This window comes from Citrobacter sp. Cpo091, assembly GCF_030332645.1.
In the GTDB taxonomy this organism is placed as follows: Bacteria; Pseudomonadota; Gammaproteobacteria; order Enterobacterales; family Enterobacteriaceae; genus Citrobacter; species Citrobacter portucalensis.
The window spans coordinates 40,420-58,067 of the sequence record NZ_JAOWHL010000031.1; the positions used below are offsets into that span (position 1 = coordinate 40,420).

The window sequence follows — 17,648 nt, forward strand, 5'->3', positions numbered from 1 at the left end:
GGGCGAGCAGGTAAATCCCTGCCAGAAAGATAAAATACCCATAAATTTAATCGTTACCGCTAACGATCGTAATCTTCTTCCATTCTGCGTTCTTCGTCTTCTAACTGACGCCGTTCTTGATCGAGCTGGCGCTGACGGTCATCCAGTTGGCGACGTCGATCTTCAAACTGGCGGCGGCGATTGTCATATTGCCTGCGCCGGTCGTCACTCATCTGGCGCTGCCAGCTTTCATCACGGGAGTCATCATAATCCCGCCCGTTGTCCGGTTTGTATGCGTCGTTAATCGCCTGCTGAATATTACCAATGGCGTCATCGATAATATCCGCCTGTGCCGATACGGTGGTCAGCATTAGCAAACTAAAAAGAAGGAATGTCGCAGAGCGTTGCATAAAACCAGCCTCATCAAGAAACTCGCCCCACGGTAATCAAAGCGTATTTGCGCGGGTAGCGGAGGAATCTCAATTACGCGAATGCCGCAGCGCCTGCGCCAGCTCTCCCCGAGTAAAAGGCTTACGCAATAGCGCCACATCGGGCAACGCTGGGTTATGCGCCGGACGTAAATCCTGACCGCTAATCAGCAGGATGGACAACTGCGGATAATGTGCCAGCGCATGATTCACCACATCCACGCCGCTCAACCCTCCTGGCAGCATTAAGTCGCTGATAAAAATATCAATCTCGGATGAAGCCGCCAGCATATGCATCGCCTGTTCCCCGTTTGCGGCCTCTAACGTCAGGTAGCCCAGCAGGTGTAACTGCTCGCACAACGTCTGGCGTACATCGGCTTCATCTTCAAGCACCAACACCAGTTTTTCACCGCTGTTCGCCGCATGTACCGCCACCGGTTCTGCCTGAGCCTGCACCGGCACAACGGCGCGAGGCAGTTGTAGCCTGACCGTCGTTCCCTGCCCGGGAGCGCTTTCAATCTCTACCCGACCACCGGACTGGCGTACAAAACCGTAAACCATCGACAGCCCCAGTCCGCTGCCGCTACCGGTCTGTTTGGTGGTGAAAAACGGCTCGAAGACCTGGGCTTTCACCTCCTGTGACATCCCGCTTCCCTGGTCGGCAACCTCCAGCATCACCATATCCTGCTTGCGCCCATCGCTGCGCGTGACCCGCTGATTCCAGGTACGGATTTTAATCGTGCCCGCCTGCCCGTCCATGGCGTCACGGGCGTTCATCACCAGATTGATAATAGCGTTTTCCAGTTGGCTGACGTCAATCCACGCGGGCCAGGCGGGAGACTGGGCTTCAATCTCCAGCGTCAACGTGGCCGGAAGAGAGTGGCGCATCAGTTCGCCCAGATTTTCCAGCAGCGTTTTCAGCTCCACCGCATGAGGGTGCAACGACTGTTTGCGCGAAAAGGCCAGCAGTCGCTGGGTAAGCAACGCCCCACGCTCGGCGGCTTTTAGCGCCCGATTGACCCGTGGCGCATCGGGCGACTCCGGATTCACCAGATCCAGACTGCCAATAATAACTGCCAGCAGGTTATTGAAATCATGTGCTAATCCACCCGTCAGTTGCCCCACCGCCTTCAGCTTTTGGCTGTGCAACAGCGCTTCTTCCAGCCCCTGACGTTCGGTGCGATCGATTTCCATCTGGCTGGTTTTTTCTTTTAGCAGTCGGGTGGTGTGCTCCAGCGACGCGGTGTTACGGGCAAAGACGCTAAAAGCGCGGGCCAGCTCGCCCAGCTCATCGCGACGCTGCAGGGCCGGGACGCTGACGTCTGATTCACCGTGCGCCAGCCGGGTCATCGCCCGTGAAATGGCCGTCAGGTTGGAACCGAGATTACGGTAGATATACCACCCGGCAAAACCGGTGATCACCACCGCCAGCAGCGCAAACACTAAAATAAACAACGCGCCGGATTGCAGTTCCTGATGGCTTTGCGCCACCCGCTGCTCTGAGATCAGCGCCACCTGCGAGGCATACTGATTGATATCGCTGTTGAGGATCGCCACCAGCGCTTTGATATGAAACATATACCAGTTGATGGCCAAATCGCTCTGCTCCAGCGCGGAAGAGAGCGGCTCCAGCTTATGCAGTTCCTGGTTGAAGTCGTTGAGGATACCGCTAATCAGCGGACTAGCATGGCGCAAGGGAAGCGCAGGCATCACCGCATCCAGTTGTTTCACCACCGAACGCGGCGTGGGCGTGTCGATGGCGGCAACAATTAAGCGGTCCATCTGCCCCAGCAGCACATCATCCTGCGCGCCGGTCAACTTTTGCAGATGACGTAAATAGCTTTGATTTTGATACAGCGAACTGAGCAACGCGTTACGCTCCAGGTGTCGCCGCTGCCCGCGCTGCAACATCCCTTCTACGCTGCTTTGTAGTTCATTACTGCGCTGGATAATACGCTCGACCAGCACCGGCTCTTGCTGTGCCAGCGGCGCGGTAGCCAGTTGTTCCAGCGACTGCTTCAGCGCCCTTTGCGTCTCCTGCAGCCGCTCCGCTTCCCCTTTGTATTCCAGCGCCCCGACCACCTGCGACAACCGCACTGCCGCCGTCGCCACGTTCGCCGTATCCCGCGCCAGGTTCATGCTGCCGGTCATGTCGTCAACGGTTTGCTGCTGCACCTGCTCCTGAATCTGACTGGCATGCTGAAAACCCAGCACCGCCACGCCGCTCACCATCAGCGTGACAGCCACCACCAGCAGATTGAAGAACAGCAATCGTCCGCGCGCACTGGCGAGAAAGTGACGTCCCGGTTGCGGCATATCACGCTCCGTGAAGAAAAATCGCAATATGACAAATATGAACGGCTTCTGACATTTTGCATTTACATTCCTGTGATGGACTGCTGATATCGGCCACCCCACAGGAGATCCGCCATGAGCAGGACACCGGTTCTGGAGATGCGCAACATTGCTAAAGCGTTTGGCAAATTTTACGCGCTGAAAGGGGTCGATTTAACGGTCTGGCCGGGCGAGATTCATGCCCTGATGGGCGAGAATGGCGCGGGGAAGAGCACCCTGATGAAGATCCTCGCAGGCGCCTATACCGCCACCAGCGGTGAGATCCTGATTGACGGTCAGCCGTTTCACATTCGCGGTCCCAAAGATGCACTTAGCGCAGGCATCACGCTGATTTATCAGGAGATGCAGCTCGCGCCGAACCTGACGGTAGCGGAAAATATCTTTCTTGGCAGCGAGCTGTCGCGCGGCGGGCTGGTCCAGCGTAAAGAGATGGTCATGCAGTCGCAGAAAGTCATCGACCGACTCGGCGCCCAGTTTAAGGCCAGCGACCGTGTGATGACGTTGACCATCGCCGAACAGCAGCAGGTGGAAATTGCCCGCGCCCTGCACCGTAACAGCCGCATTCTGGTAATGGATGAACCCACCGCCGCCCTCTCCTCACGTGAAACTCACCGCCTGTTTGAACTGATCATGCGCCTGCGCGATGAGGGGATGGCGATTATCTACATCAGCCACCGCATGGCGGAAGTGTACGAACTCTCGGACCGCGTCAGCGTCCTGCGCGATGGGCAATATGTTGGCAGCCTGACCCGCGACAAGCTCAACGCCTCGGAGCTGGTACGCATGATGGTGGGCCGTCCGTTAAGCGATCTGTTCAACAAAGAGCGCGACATTCCCTTAGGTAAAGTACGCCTCAATGTTCATCACCTGACCGATGGCCATAAAGTCCAGCCATGCAGCTTGCTGGTACGCTCCGGGGAGATCGTCGGCCTAGCCGGGCTAGTCGGTGCCGGGCGTTCTGAACTGGCTCAGCTTATTTTTGGCGTGCGTAAAGCCATCGGCGGCATGATTGAAGTAGACGGTGAACCGGTAGTGATCCACTCCCCGCGCGAAGCGATTGACCACGGCATTGGCTTTCTGACGGAAAACCGCAAAGAACAGGGATTATTTTTAGAGCTGGCAGCGGCAGAAAACATCACCATGGCAACGCTGGAGCGTGACGCCAACTGGGGCATGCTCGATCGCAAAAAGGCGCAGGCTATTTCCGATGACGCCATCAAGCTGCTCAACATCCGCGTGCCGCACGCACAGGTACGCGCGGGCGGGCTGTCCGGCGGAAATCAGCAAAAACTGCTGATTTCACGCTGGGTCGCGATCGGCCCACGTATTTTGATCCTCGATGAACCCACGCGCGGCGTGGACGTCGGTGCCAAAAGCGAGATCTACCGGATCATGAACGATATGGCGCGCAAAGGCGTGGCGATCCTGATGATCTCCAGCGAGCTGCCGGAAGTCGTCGGTATGAGCGATCGCGTGTACGTCATGCGGGAAGGCAGTATTGCCGGCGAGCTGAACGGACAAAGTATTACCCAGGAAAATATTATGACGCTGGCAACCGGCGTGAACGACTCCCACCATCAGGCGGTACCCCATGAATAATCCAACCACTCCCCAGCAGGTGGCAAAATCCGCCTCCGCAAAAAAAATGCTGATGAGCGATCTGATGCAAACGGTCGGCATCTTACCGATTCTCATCCTGATTGTGGCGGTATTTGGCTTTATCGCGCCTAACTTTTTTACCGAAAGTAACCTGCTGAATATTACCCGTCAGGCCTCGATCAACATCGTGCTGGCGGCTGGCATGACCTTCATTATTTTGACCGGCGGGATCGACCTCTCGGTTGGCTCGATTCTCGGTACCACCGCTGTCGCAGCCATGGTCGTTTCTCTTATTCCTGAGCTTGCCATGCTGTCGATTCCGGCGGCGCTGATGCTCGGTCTGGTGCTGGGATTGTTTAACGGCGCGCTGGTCGCTTTTGCCGGACTACCGCCGTTTATCGTCACGCTTGGAACCTATACGGCGCTGCGCGGTGCGGCCTATCTGCTGGCCGACGGTACAACGGTGATTAACTCCAATATCAGCTTTGAGTGGATCGGTAACAACTATCTCGGCCCGGTTCCGTGGCTGGTGGTCATTGCGCTGGCGGTGGTGGTGGTGTGCTGGTTCATTCTGCGCCGCACCACGCTCGGCGTTCATATCTACGCGGTCGGCGGCAATATGCAGGCCGCACGTTTAACCGGCATCAAAGTGTGGCTGGTGCTGCTGTTCGTCTACGGCATGAGCGGTTTGCTCTCAGGTCTTGGCGGGGTGATGAGCGCCTCGCGGCTGTATAGCGCCAACGGCAACTTAGGCATGGGTTACGAGCTGGACGCCATCGCGGCGGTGATCCTCGGCGGCACCAGCTTTGTTGGCGGGATCGGCACCATCACCGGCACGCTGGTGGGGGCGTTGATAATCGCCACGCTCAATAACGGCATGACGCTGATGGGCGTCTCCTATTTCTGGCAACTGGTGATCAAAGGGGCGGTGATCATCATAGCGGTGCTGATCGACAAATACCGTACCCGACACCATCAAAGTGCATAGACAAGCTTACTGGCCTACTCATTCGTAGGCCTGATAAGCGCAGCGCCATCAGGCGTATAACAACAATACCCTACGTGAGGAAACGAGTATGCGTTTGAAGCCATTAGTAACCGCGCTCTGTGCTGGCGCCCTGCTTGCTGCAGCTCCGTTTGTGCAGGCAAAAGAACTGAAATCGATCGGCGTTACGGTGGGCGATCTGGCCAACCCGTTCTTCGTGCAGATCACCAAAGGCGCGGAGCTGGAAGCACGCAAGCTGGCAGGTGATAGCGTTAAAGTAACGCTGGTTTCCAGCGGCTACGATCTGGGTCAACAGGTGTCGCAGATCGACAACTTTATTGCCGCCAAAGTCGACATGATTATCCTTAACGCTGCCGACTCCAAAGGCATCGGCCCGGCGGTAAAACGCGCGAAAGACGCCGGGATCGTGGTGGTTGCCGTTGACGTGGCAGCGGAAGGCGCAGACGCGACCATTACCTCCGATAACACCCAGGCAGGTGAAATGGCCTGTAAATACATTACCGACCGCCTGAAAGGCAAAGGCAACGTCGTCATCATCAACGGGCCGCCGGTTTCCGCCGTCCAGAACCGCGTGGAAGGCTGCCAGACTGAGTTTAAACGCCACCCTGACATCAAGGTGCTGTCGCATAACCAAAACGCCAAAGGCAGTCGTGAAGGCGGGCTGGAGATCATGACCGCGCTGCTGGCGGCGAATCCGAAGATCGACGGCGTATTCGCCATTAACGATCCGACGGCGATCGGTGCCGATCTGGCGGCAAAACAGGCGCAGCGTAGCGAATTCTTTATTGTCGGCGTAGATGGATCCCCGGACGGTGAAGAAGCGCTGAAGCGCGAAAACTCACTATTTGTGGCGACTCCGGCACAAGATCCGCAGGTGATGGCTGCCAAAGCGGTCGAAATCGGCTATGACATATTGCAGGGGAAACCCGCCCCGAAAGAACCCGTGCTGATCCCGGTGACGATGATCGATAAAAACAACGTCGGCAGTTATAAGGGTTGGACGGTAAAATAGCCCGCCACAACAACGCCGGATGGCGGCAAAAATGCCCTATCCGGCCTACAAGATCGCTATGAATTTGTAGGCCGGATAAGCGCGGTGCCATCCGGCATTATATTAAGGAGGATTCAGCCGATGAAACGCTCCGCAATAAACGAGATCCTTGGCCACACGCGCCAGTTTTTCTCTCAGCACGACGTGCATCTCCCCCCTTTTGCCAGCTTCCCCCCGACCCAATGGCGCAAGCTTGATGCTGCAGCCTGGAGCGAAGTGTTCGACCTTAAGCTCGGTTGGGATGTCACCGCATTTGGCGGCAACAATTTCGCCGCGCAAGGGTTAACGCTGTTCACTCTGCGTAATGGCTCGCCGAAAGGCATGCCTTACGAGAAATGCTACGCCGAGAAAATAATGCATGTTCGCGATGCGCAGGTCACGCCGATGCATTTTCACTGGCGCAAACGCGAAGACATTATCAATCGCGGCGGCGGCAATTTAATTGTGGAACTGTGGAATGCGGGGATCCGGGAACAAACGGAGGAGACCGACGTGAGCGTAGTGATTGACGGCTGTCGGCAAACCCATGCAGCGGGCAGTCAGTTACGCCTGACGCCGGGTGAAAGCATCTGCCTGCCGCTGGGCCTGTATCACAGCTTCTGGGCGGAAGAAGGTTTTGGCGACGTGCTGGTCGGCGAGGTTTCTTCTGTTAATGACGACGACCACGATAACCACTTTTTGCAACCGATCGCCCGCTATAACGACATTGAAGAAGACGAGCCGGCGCAGCTGGTGCTGTGTAACGAATATCGCCTGTTCCGCTAACCAAGGAGCGCATTATGCCGTTGATATCTCTCGCTGATGGTCTTGCACATGCCCGTGAGCATCACTATGCCTTAGGGGCATTTAATGTTCTGGATTCACACTTCCTGCGCGCGCTGTTTGCCGCGGCAAAGCAGGAACGTTCGCCGTTTATCATCAATATCGCCGAAGTACATTTTAAATATATCTCGCTGGATTCTCTGGTCGAAGCGGTCAAGTTCGAAGCCGCGCGGCATGACATTCCGGTGGTGCTAAACCTTGACCACGGCCTGCACTTTGAGTCGGTAGTGCGGGCACTACGCTTAGGGTTCAGTTCAGTGATGTTCGATGGCTCCACGCTGGAGTATGAAGAAAATATCCGCCAGACCCGCGAAGTGGTGAAAATGTGCCATGCCGTCGGCGTGTCGGTGGAAGCCGAACTGGGTGCAGTCGGCGGCGATGAGGGCGGCGCGCTGTACGGTCATGCCGACGAGTCGCTGTTTACCGACCCAATGATGGCGCGTGATTTCGTCGACAGAACCGGGATTGACGCGCTGGCGGTCGCCATTGGCAATGCCCACGGCAAATACAAAGGCGAACCGCTGCTCGACTTCCCGCGTCTGGACGCCATTCGCCAGCAGGCGGCAATCCCGCTGGTACTGCATGGCGGCTCCGGTATCAGCGACGACGATTTCAAGCGCGCGATTGAACTCGGCATTCACAAAATCAACTTCTATACCGGCATGTCGCAGGCGGCGCTGTCGGCGGTAGAAACACGGATGGCGAATCGCCAGCCGCTGTACGACGAATTCGCCGAACTGCTGCTCGGCATTGAAGAGGCCATTACCGATACCGTTTCGGAACAGATGCGCATTTTTGGCAGCGCGGGACGGGTCTGATGGAACGCAAAGGCGTTATCGCCGCAGGCAACATGCTGGTCGATCACGTGCATCAAATTGTGCAGTGGCCGGAACGTGGCTGGCTGGCGGAAATCACCCGTAGCGAACGCGCCACGGGCGGTGCGCCGCTTAATGTGCTGCTGACGCTGGCAAAAATGCACACTGGGCTGCCGTTGCAGGCGGTGGGGTTAATCGGTCAGGACAGCGACGGCGACTACATCATGGCGATGCTGGAGCAGTATCACGTTAATCGCCAACACGTGCAGCGCACCACATTCGCCCCCACGTCGATGTCGCAGGTGATGACCGATCCCAGCGGTCAGCGCACCTTTTTCCACTCGCCCGGTGCCAATCGGCTACTCGATCTGCCTGCGTTTGAGCAACTGGATACCTCGATGAAAATCTTCCATCTGGGATATCTGCTGCTGCTCGACAGTCTGGACATGCCGGATGAGGAGTACGGGACGCGTAGCGCACGGCTGCTGGCGCAAATGCGCGACACCGGCTTTGAAACGTCGCTGGATCTGGTCTCACGCAAGGGCGACCCGCGCTATCAACCGCTGGTGATGCCAGCCCTGCGCCATCTCGACTATCTGGTGATTAACGAGCTGGAAGCCGGGGAGTTCAGCGGGCTGGAGATCCGCCAGCCCAACGGCGAACTGCATATTGCGCACATCGCCACCGCCGCACGCGAATTATTGGATGCAGGTGTACGCCAGCGGGTGGTGATCCACTGTCCGGAAGGTGCCTGGGGTGAAGCGCCGGATCTGCCGGGCGTCTGGATCCCGTCGCAGTACCTGGCGCAGGAGGAGATTGTTGGCAGCGTCGGGGCGGGAGATGCGTTTTGCGCTGGATTTTTGTATGGCTGTCATGAGCGCTGGTCGCTGACGGACAGCGTCAGGTTGGCACACGCCTGTGCGCGGGCAAGCTTGCTGTGCGCGAATGCGATAGATGGCGCGAAGACGCTGGCAGAGTTGAAAGCAGAAATGGCTGACGCCTGATGCGCTACGCTTATCAGGCCTACGGAGTTGTTATCGCTTTTGTAGGCCGGATAAGGCGTTTACGCCGCATCCGGCAACTGCACACGTTCACGCCGCCTTATCGTGATGTTGCACGTCGGCGGCAAACACATAACCCAGCCCGCGCAGGGTTTTGATCAACATTGGCTGGTGCGGGTTGTTCTCTATTTTTCGCCGCAGCCGCATGATTAACACGTCAATAGTGCGGTCAAACACCTCAACGCTGTCGCTGCGCGTCAGCTCCAGCAGTTGTTCTCGGCTCAGCACCCGCCGGGCATTTTGGGCCAGCGCCAACAGCAGGCTGTATTCCCCTTGCGTCAACTCCACCTTCAACTGCTGGGGATTATGCAGCTGGCAACCGGCGGTATCGAGATGCCAGCCATTAAAAGAAAGCCCCGTGGTCTGTGGGCCGCCGCTTTCTGCCGTTAACACGCCAACGCGTCTGAGCACCGCCTTTACCCGCGCCACCAGCACCCGCGCATTGAACGGCTTACCGATATAGTCGTCAGCCCCCATTTCCAGTCCGACCACCACATCCGACTCGCTGCCTAAGCCCGTCAGCATGACTACCGGTAATCCGGGTCTCATCTTTTGCACCTGCTGCAACACCATCAGACCGTTGATATCGGGCAACATCATGTCCAGCAATACCAGAGCGATATCCGGCTGAGTCTCAATGCAGCGCAGCGCCTCCTGCCCGGTGTGACAGGCGGTCACCGTAAAGACGTGTTCGCTCAGCACATCCTGTAAAAGCGTGCAGACAGCGATGTCATCATCCACAACCAGTATGGCTGGCTTCATTGTTTTTCCCCATTTCTGGCCAACTTAAATGAGTGTGATTGATTCTGCACAGAGTGACAGCGATAAGGTACAAGGATGTGCGGGAAACATAACCTCGGTCACACTGCCGGGGCGTCACGTATTGGAGATTCGTCACGTCAAATATGACGACAGCCTGTTTTTCGTCAGGGTTTTGCGCAAAATTCGCCCGTAATATCGACTAATGCCCCTGATAAAAACATGGCATAAAAGATGCATAACAAAAACGACAAGCGCGTATGCGCGATTTGATTAACTGGAGCGAGACCGATGAAAAAAGTCGTCACGGTTTGCCCATATTGCGCATCAGGTTGCAAAATCAACCTGGTGGTCGATAACGGCAAAATCGTCCGGGCTGAAGCGGCGCAGGGGAAAACCAACCAGGGTACCCTGTGTCTGAAGGGCTACTATGGCTGGGATTTTATCAATGATACCCAGATCCTGACCCCTCGTCTGAAAACCCCTATGATCCGTCGCCAGCGTGGCGGCAAACTGGAATCTGTTTCCTGGGATGAAGCGCTGAATTACGTCGCCAGTCGTCTGAGCGCCATCAAAGCGAAGTACGGCCCGGACGCTATTCAGACGACCGGTTCATCTCGCGGTACAGGTAACGAAACCAACTATGTAATGCAAAAATTCGCGCGCGCCGTTATTGGTACCAATAACGTTGACTGCTGCGCTCGCGTCTGACACGGCCCATCGGTTGCAGGTCTGCACCAATCGGTCGGTAACGGCGCAATGAGTAATGCTATCAATGAAATTGATAACACAGATTTAGTATTCATCTTCGGGTACAACCCGGCGGATTCCCACCCGATCGTGGCGAATCACGTGATTAATGCTAAACGTAACGGGGCGAAAATCATCGTCTGCGATCCGCGCAAAATTGAAACCGCGCGTATTGCCGACATGCACATCGCGTTGAAAAACGGCTCGAACATCGCGCTGCTCAATGCTATGGGTCATGTCATCATCGAAGAAAAACTGTACGACCAGGCGTTCGTCGCCTCCCGTACGGAAGGATTCGAAGAGTACAGCAAGATCGTCGAAGGCTACACGCCGGAGTCCGTCGAAGATATCACTGGCGTTAGCGCGCAGGATATTCGTCAGGCTGCACGTATGTATGCCACGGCGAAAAGCGCGGCAATCCTGTGGGGCATGGGTGTTACCCAGTTCTATCAGGGCGTGGAAACCGTGCGTTCACTGACCAGCCTCGCAATGCTGACCGGCAACCTCGGTAAGCCGAGCGTGGGCGTTAACCCGGTTCGTGGGCAGAACAACGTTCAGGGCGCATGTGACATGGGCGCGCTGCCGGATACTTATCCGGGCTATCAGTATGTGAAAGATCCGGCTAACCGCGAGAAGTTCGCTAAAGCCTGGGGCGTGGAAAGTCTGCCTGCTCATACCGGCTATCGCATCAGCGAACTGCCGCACCGTGCAGCGCATGGCGAAGTACGCGCGGCGTACATCATGGGTGAAGATCCATTACAAACCGATGCTGAACTCTCCGCAGTGCGCAAAGGCTTTGAGGATCTGGAACTGGTCATCGTGCAGGATATCTTCATGACCAAAACTGCCGCTGCCGCAGACGTTATTTTACCGTCTACGTCATGGGGTGAGCATGAAGGCGTATTCTCCGCAGCTGACCGTGGCTTCCAGCGCTTCTTTAAAGCCGTTGAGCCGAAGTGGGATCTGAAAACGGACTGGCAGATTATCAGTGAAATCGCCACCCGTATGGGCTATCCGATGCACTACAACAACACCCAGGAAATCTGGGACGAGTTGCGTCATCTGTGCCCGGATTTCTACGGTGCCACTTACGAGAAAATGGGCGAACTGGGTTATATCCAGTGGCCTTGCCGCGACACCTCAGAAGCCGACCAGGGTACGTCTTATCTCTTCAAAGAGAAGTTCGACACCCCGAACGGCCTGGCGCAGTTCTTCACCTGCGACTGGGTAGCGCCAATCGACAAACTCACTGAGGAGTACCCGATGGTACTGTCTACAGTGCGTGAAGTCGGCCACTACTCTTGCCGTTCGATGACCGGTAACTGTGCGGCGTTGGCCGCGCTGGCGGATGAACCGGGCTATGCCCAGATCAACACCGCCGACGCAGAACGCCTGGGCATCCAGGATGAAGAGCTGGTGTGGGTGAACTCGCGTAAAGGCCGGGTCATTACCCGTGCGGCAGTCAGCGATCGTCCAAACAAAGGCGCGATTTACATGACCTACCAGTGGTGGATTGGCGCATGTAATGAACTGGTAACCGAGAACTTAAGTCCGATTACCAAAACGCCGGAGTACAAGTACTGTGCTGTAAACGTTGAACGCATTGCCGATCAGCGCGCTGCCGAGCAGTATGTCATTGATGAGTACACCAAGCTGAAAGCCAGCCTGCGCGAAAGCGCGATGGGTTAAGCTTCCCCTGACGGCCTCCATTCGGAGGCCGTTTTTTTATGCATATAATCTCTCTATACTGTTCATTCCCTACACTAAATCTAAATATAAGATGAAACGACTTTTCGCCTTGATGGTGTTAATGACATGCTTTGTCCATGCCGAAGAGCCCGGTAGTCAGTTTTTGAAAGCCGCCGAGTCCGGAGACCGACGTGCACAATATTTCCTCGCTGATACCTGGTTTAGCTCAGGCGATTTGGGTAAAGCGGAATATTGGGCGCAAAAAGCCGCCGACAATGGTGATGCCGATGCTTACGCATTGCTGGCACAGATTAAGATTACCAATCCGGTCAGTCTGGATTACCCTCAGGCCAAAACGCTGGCGGAAAAAGCGACCCAGGCAGGCAGTAAAACCGGGGAAATTACGCTGGCGCGTATTCTGGTCAATACTCAGGCTGGACACACCGATTACCCCAAAGCCATTACCTTGCTGCAAAACGCCTCCGAGGACCTGGAAAACGACTCCGCCGTCGACGCGCAAATGCTGCTTGGGCTGATTTACGCCAACGGCGTGGGTATTCCCGCAGACGATGAGAAAGCGACGTGGTATTTCAAACGTAGCTCTGCCATTTCCCGCACCGGCTATTCCGAATACTGGGCCGGGATGATGTTCTTAAACGGTGAGCAGGGTTTTATCGTGAAGAATAAACAGAAGGCACTGCACTGGCTGAATCTGAGCTGTACGGAAGGATTCGATACCGGCTGCGAAGAGTTTGATAAGTTAACCAACGGGTAGTCGTTGTAGGCCTGATAAGCGTAGCGCCATCAGGCAACCCGGAGCAGGTTGCCGGATGGCGGCGTTGCCTTATCTGGCCTACAAGGCGGTCTTATCAAACTTACCTAATACTTCGCGCTCATAGGCCAGCGCTTTTTTGCGGTCAAATTTGTGTTCCCACTTGGAGATAACCAGCACCGCCAGTGCGTTACCCACCACGTTCAGCGCGGTACGCGCCATGTCGAGGATACGGTCAACACCGGCAATAAACGCCAGGCCTTCCAGCGGGATCCCCACGCTGCCCAGCGTTGCCAGCAGCACCACGAATGATACGCCCGGCACGCCCGCAATCCCTTTCGAGGTCACCATCAACGTCAACACCAGCACGATTTCCTGCCACAGCGACAGGTCGATACCATACAGCTGCGCAATAAAGATCGCGGCAATACTCTGGTACAGCGTTGAACCATCAAGGTTGAATGAGTAGCCGGTCGGCACCACAAAGCTGGTGATTGAAGCCGGTGCGCCATAGGCTTCCATCTTCTCGATAATACGCGGCAGTACGCTCTCGGAGCTGGCGGTAGAGTAAGCCAGAATCAACTCGTCTTTCAGAATGCGGATCAGGATCCAGATGCTCAAACCGCAGATACGCGCGACAATCCCCAGCACCACCAGCGCGAAGAACAGGATGGCAAAGTGCACCAACAGCACCAGCTTCGCCAGCGGCCACAGGGAGGCAAAACCGAAGTTTGCGACGGTAACGGCAATCAGCGCGAAAACGCCGACTGGCGCATAGCGCATAACCATGTGGGTCACTTTAAACATGGTTTCGGAAATAGAGCGGAACACGGTAACCAGCGGTTCGCGGTGAGTGGCCGGCAGGGAAGACAAACCTAAACCGAACAGCACCGAGAAGAAGATAATCGGCAGCATATCGCCCTTTGCCATCGAGGCGACGATATTGGTCGGCACCAGTGACAAAATTGTCCCCATCAAACCATGCGCGTGGCTCTGTACTTCTGCAGTCGTGCTTTGATATTTCGAAATATCCACGGTCGCCAGTTGCGACATATCAATCCCGGAACCCGGCTGGAACACATTAGCCAGCGTGATCCCAAGGATAATCGCCACGGTGGTGATCACTTCGAAATAGAGAATAGTTTTGGCGCCAATGCGGCCCAGCTGTTTTGCATCACCGACTCCGGCAATACCGACAACCAGCGTAGAGATGACAATGGGCACAACGATCATTTTGATCAGATGGATAAAGATATCGCCCGCCGGTGACAGCAGGTTTACAACCAGCCATTCACGGCTGTCACTATGGTAATGCAGGTAACTCCCTAGCAGAATGCCCAGCACCATGGCGATTAGAATCTGCCATGCCAGGCTGACTTTCAAATTTTTCATAACAACGGACTTCCTCGATGGAGCGCTATTCCACATGCGGTGTGTGGGAATAGTACATACTGAAAGGGTATGAATTGTGTTGCGTTCGTTTATGGAGTTTTTTAACGCTTATTATCATTATCATCTGCATGGCATTCCGCGCAACCCTCTAAGAACAGGGCTTTTGGCTGATTTTATGCATAAAAATGCAATTTTATCGCGGTATTGATGAATAACTTTTTGTTATAAAAGAATTTTAATATGTTCAAAAATGAAGAAGTCATGGTGTGAGTTTTTTTCGCCCATTTGTTCGTTTGCCTGTTTTTTAAACAGGCCAAATGATACAAATCACAAAAAAAATAAATTTATTTTTGCCGATTCTGCAATAACTTCGCCATATTAATAGAGTCAACGAGCTGTGCCCGGTTCACCCTAGGCGAGTTTAAATCCATAACCTTTTGCCACACTGAAATAGCCTGGGCGTAGTCTGCCTGCATAAACGCATCTGAGGCTAACAGCATCAGCGCGGTGACCTCTGCCGGGTCCAGCGCCAGAGCCTTATCAATCATCTCGCGAGTGGGCGGCGTCATATGTTGTCCGGCCTGGTAATACAATACCGTTGCCATCGCTGAATAGATCTCAGCATTTTCACCGCCGACACGCAGCGCCTGTTCGTAGGCCAGCAGCGCATTATGATACGCGTTTTGCCAAAGATAGTACTCCCCGAGTTGCGCCCATTTCACGCCGTCCTGGGGATTAGCGCGAATCTGCGATTGCAGCAAAAGCAACTGTTTTTCCTGAACATTCTCATCGGAGAAAGCATGTAAAGGGTCCGCCAGTCTCGTCTGCTCCTGACGAACCGCCTGCCATTTTTGCGTCAACAAGTAGCCTCCAATGCAGGCCACAACCATCAGCACCGCCGCAGCGGTCAGCCGCTTCACAGGCATTGGGCGTAACAGCGGTTCGGACTGGTTCATTGTTCACCTTCCTCCGTATGCTGACGTCTTCTCACTCGCCAGACCACCACACCAACCAGCAATAACAACAGGCACGGTAACGCCCACAGCAGCAGCGTTTGCTCATTCAGCGGCGGATTATAACGAACGAAGTCACCGTAACGCTCGGTCATCCATGTCGTGATCTCGGCTTCGCTTTTCCCTTCCGCCACCATGCTATAAACCTGATGGCGCATACTGACCGCTACCGGCGCATTGGATTCCAGTAGGTTTTGGTTCTGACACTGCGGGCAGCGAAGCTGGCTGGCAATGGACAGCGCTTGTTCCTGCTGTTGCGGATTTTCAAAGCGCCAGGTATCCACAACCTGGGCATGGGTGGTAAAAGGTAGAAAAATCAGTAAAGCCACAAGTAACATCGTTTTGCCGGATGGCGGCGTGAACGCCTTATCCGGCCTACCATGCTTTTCACTCGTAGGCCTGATAAGCGCAGCACCATCAGGCAATAACTCTGGATGCTTCCTTCCTCGCCATGCGCTCAGCAGCGCGCCAAAGACCATTAATAGTCCCCCACCCCAAATCCAGCGCACGCCGGTCTGCACGTACAAACGCATGGCATAGCGGTCAGGTCCGGTTTTTTCACCCATTACCGCGTACCAGTCATGCATCAGATTCCAGCGGATCCCCGGCTCCATCATCTGTTGACGGCGCGCGGCATAGAAGCGCCTTTCAGGTTGCAGGCTGCCAATACGTTTCTCATTGTGCCACAGCGTGATCTGCGCTTTTTCACTGGTGTAGTTACCTTTGGCTTCCAGGTCGAGACGCTCAAAACGGAAAATGTAACCCGCCAGTTCAACCTGCTGCCCAGGGCTCAGGTTCAGGCTTATCTCCTGACGGCTACCGCTGGAAAAGACGATCCCCGCCGCAAACACCAGCACCCCGGCATGCGCCAGCAGTGCCGGAAGCTGGATGCGGAAAGACACGTTGCGGCTTCTGACCGTTGCCAGCACGATAACCAGCAGCATCAGCAGGCCAAAGGGCAGCGTAGCACGGTTAAAGTATGGTGCGCCTACGGAGAGCCGTCCCCAGCCGAACAGCCCGTAAATCATCGGGTAGAGCGTGCCAATCAACACAATCAGCAGCACCGCACTAAAGAGCAGCAGCGCAACCAGAATCAGCATCTCGCGTGACCAACCGCCAAAACGCGCATTCTGCCGGACTTGCTGGCCCCGCCAGGCGTACAGCCCGAGCGACGCCAGACTCAACACGGTAAACAGCACAAACAGGGGCGCGGCGCGGACGTTATCCAACGCGAAAGCATGTACCGAAACGAGAATGCCGGAACGTACAATCAGCGTCCCAAGCAGCGATAAAATCAGCGTGACGATCGCCAGTAGCAGCGACCAGTGGCGGAAGATTCCGCGCTGGCGCGTGATATACAGGCTATGCTGCAGCGCGCTGGCGGAAAGCCAGGGCAATAAGGAGGCATTTTCAACCGGGTCCCAGAACCACCAGCCGCCCCAGCCCAGCTCACAATAGGCCCACCAGGAGCCGAGGATAATCCCCAGCGTCAGCGCGCACCAGCCGGGCAGCGCCCAGCGCCAGCACACCCAGGCGCTCTGCGCATTAAAGTCACCACGTAGCAGCGAGGCCAGCGCCACACCTGCCGCCACCATCAAACCACCGTAACCCAGATACAGCAGAGGTGGATGGAGGATTAACCCGAGATGTTGCAGCATCGGGTTAAGGTCGCGCCCTTCAATGGCAGGCGGGAAGATGCGCACGAACGGATCGGACCATACCACCACAAACAGCAGCAGCAGGGCCGTTATCATTGAAAGGACGCTGAGCGTCAGCGGAAACAGCGCGTCGGTATCACGCCGATAGCGTAAAGCGAACAGCGCGCTCCAGCCGGAAAGAAACAGCACCCACAACAGCAGCGATCCTTCATGACCGCCCCACACCGCCGCCAGTTTTAATCCCCACGGCAGCAGGCTGTAGCTGTGCTGAGCAACGTAGACCACCGAAAAGTCGCTGGTCAAAAAGCAGAATACCAGAATGGCAAAAGCCAGCAGTAGCAGGGTAAATTGCGCCCACACGCCCACCGTTGCAAGCCGCATCACCCCTTGCCAGCGCTGGCGGACACCCACCAGCACGGCAAGCGGGGTCAACACGTTGACCCCAAGGCTTAATAACAGCGCCAGAAAACCGGCTTCAGGAAGGAGAACGTCCAGATAT

At 55.7% G+C, this 17,648-nt stretch carries 14 protein-coding genes; 8 read left to right on the plus strand and 6 right to left on the minus strand.

What is annotated here, in order from left to right; genetic code table 11:
* Positions 1-59: 59 nt before the first annotated feature.
* Complete coding sequence (yjdP, locus tag OGY04_RS09590) at positions 60-389, minus strand: DDRRRQL repeat protein YjdP (protein ID WP_003031807.1); 330 nt, start codon at positions 387-389, stop codon at positions 60-62.
* Positions 390-458: 69 nt separating this feature from the next.
* Positions 459-2,723: a hybrid sensor histidine kinase/response regulator gene (locus OGY04_RS09595; RefSeq protein WP_234096739.1), complete on the minus strand. Its 2,265-nt coding sequence runs from the start codon at positions 2,721-2,723 to the stop codon at positions 459-461.
* A 114-nt stretch (positions 2,724-2,837) separates the two neighbouring features.
* Between OGY04_RS09595 and OGY04_RS09600 the strand changes: the two genes are divergently transcribed.
* The 6 genes from OGY04_RS09600 (at position 2,838) to OGY04_RS09625 (ending at position 9,059) form a co-directional block, all read left to right on the plus strand.
* The gene (locus OGY04_RS09600) at positions 2,838-4,361 is read left to right on the plus strand and encodes a sugar ABC transporter ATP-binding protein (RefSeq protein ID WP_153686851.1); all 1,524 of its coding nucleotides are present in this window, start codon (positions 2,838-2,840) and stop codon (positions 4,359-4,361) included.
* Positions 4,354-5,349, plus strand: coding sequence for an ABC transporter permease subunit (locus tag OGY04_RS09605; protein WP_008786947.1), 996 nt, complete (start codon positions 4,354-4,356; stop codon positions 5,347-5,349). The genes OGY04_RS09600 and OGY04_RS09605 overlap by 8 nt, the downstream gene beginning before the upstream one ends.
* Positions 5,350-5,437: 88 nt before the next feature.
* The gene (locus OGY04_RS09610) at positions 5,438-6,379 is read left to right on the plus strand and encodes an ABC transporter substrate-binding protein (RefSeq protein WP_003826688.1); all 942 of its coding nucleotides are present in this window, start codon (positions 5,438-5,440) and stop codon (positions 6,377-6,379) included.
* 120 nt (positions 6,380-6,499) lie between these two features.
* Positions 6,500-7,183 carry a D-lyxose/D-mannose isomerase gene (locus OGY04_RS09615; protein ID WP_286585182.1) on the plus strand — a complete coding sequence of 228 codons (684 nt, stop codon included), beginning with the start codon at positions 6,500-6,502 and terminating at the stop codon, positions 7,181-7,183.
* Between the two features lie 14 nt (positions 7,184-7,197).
* Positions 7,198-8,058 (plus strand): ketose 1,6-bisphosphate aldolase, encoded by an 861-nt coding sequence (locus OGY04_RS09620; RefSeq protein WP_008786944.1) that lies wholly within the window; start codon positions 7,198-7,200, stop codon positions 8,056-8,058.
* A complete protein-coding gene (locus tag OGY04_RS09625; RefSeq protein ID WP_095533153.1) occupies positions 8,055-9,059 on the plus strand; it encodes a carbohydrate kinase family protein in 1,005 nt (334 codons plus the stop codon). The genes OGY04_RS09620 and OGY04_RS09625 overlap by 4 nt, the downstream gene beginning before the upstream one ends.
* 87 nt (positions 9,060-9,146) lie before the next feature.
* Here OGY04_RS09625 and OGY04_RS09630 read toward each other — a convergent pair whose 3' ends face one another.
* The gene (locus tag OGY04_RS09630; RefSeq protein WP_008786942.1) at positions 9,147-9,878 is read right to left on the minus strand and encodes a response regulator transcription factor; all 732 of its coding nucleotides are present in this window, start codon (positions 9,876-9,878) and stop codon (positions 9,147-9,149) included.
* 288 nt (positions 9,879-10,166) lie between these two features.
* Between OGY04_RS09630 and fdhF the strand changes: the two genes are divergently transcribed.
* Positions 10,167-12,314, plus strand: coding sequence for a formate dehydrogenase subunit alpha (gene fdhF, locus OGY04_RS09635; RefSeq protein WP_126957355.1), 2,148 nt, complete (start codon positions 10,167-10,169; stop codon positions 12,312-12,314).
* Positions 12,315-12,405: 91 nt separating this feature from the next.
* Complete coding sequence (gene yjcO / locus OGY04_RS09640; protein WP_032934129.1) at positions 12,406-13,089, plus strand: Sel1 family TPR-like repeat protein YjcO; 684 nt, start codon at positions 12,406-12,408, stop codon at positions 13,087-13,089.
* A gap of 78 nt (positions 13,090-13,167) precedes the next feature.
* Here yjcO and gltP read toward each other — a convergent pair whose 3' ends face one another.
* From gltP to nrfF, 3 genes are all read right to left on the minus strand, one after another.
* Positions 13,168-14,478 carry a glutamate/aspartate:proton symporter GltP gene (gene gltP, locus OGY04_RS09645; protein ID WP_020996087.1) on the minus strand — a complete coding sequence of 437 codons (1,311 nt, stop codon included), beginning with the start codon at positions 14,476-14,478 and terminating at the stop codon, positions 13,168-13,170.
* Between the two features lie 344 nt (positions 14,479-14,822).
* A complete protein-coding gene (gene nrfG / locus OGY04_RS09650; protein WP_286585183.1) occupies positions 14,823-15,434 on the minus strand; it encodes a heme lyase NrfEFG subunit NrfG in 612 nt (203 codons plus the stop codon).
* The gene (gene nrfF, locus OGY04_RS09655) at positions 15,431-17,644 is read right to left on the minus strand and encodes a heme lyase NrfEFG subunit NrfF (protein WP_234096744.1); all 2,214 of its coding nucleotides are present in this window, start codon (positions 17,642-17,644) and stop codon (positions 15,431-15,433) included. The genes nrfG and nrfF overlap by 4 nt, the downstream gene beginning before the upstream one ends.
* Positions 17,645-17,648: the final 4 nt, after the last annotated feature.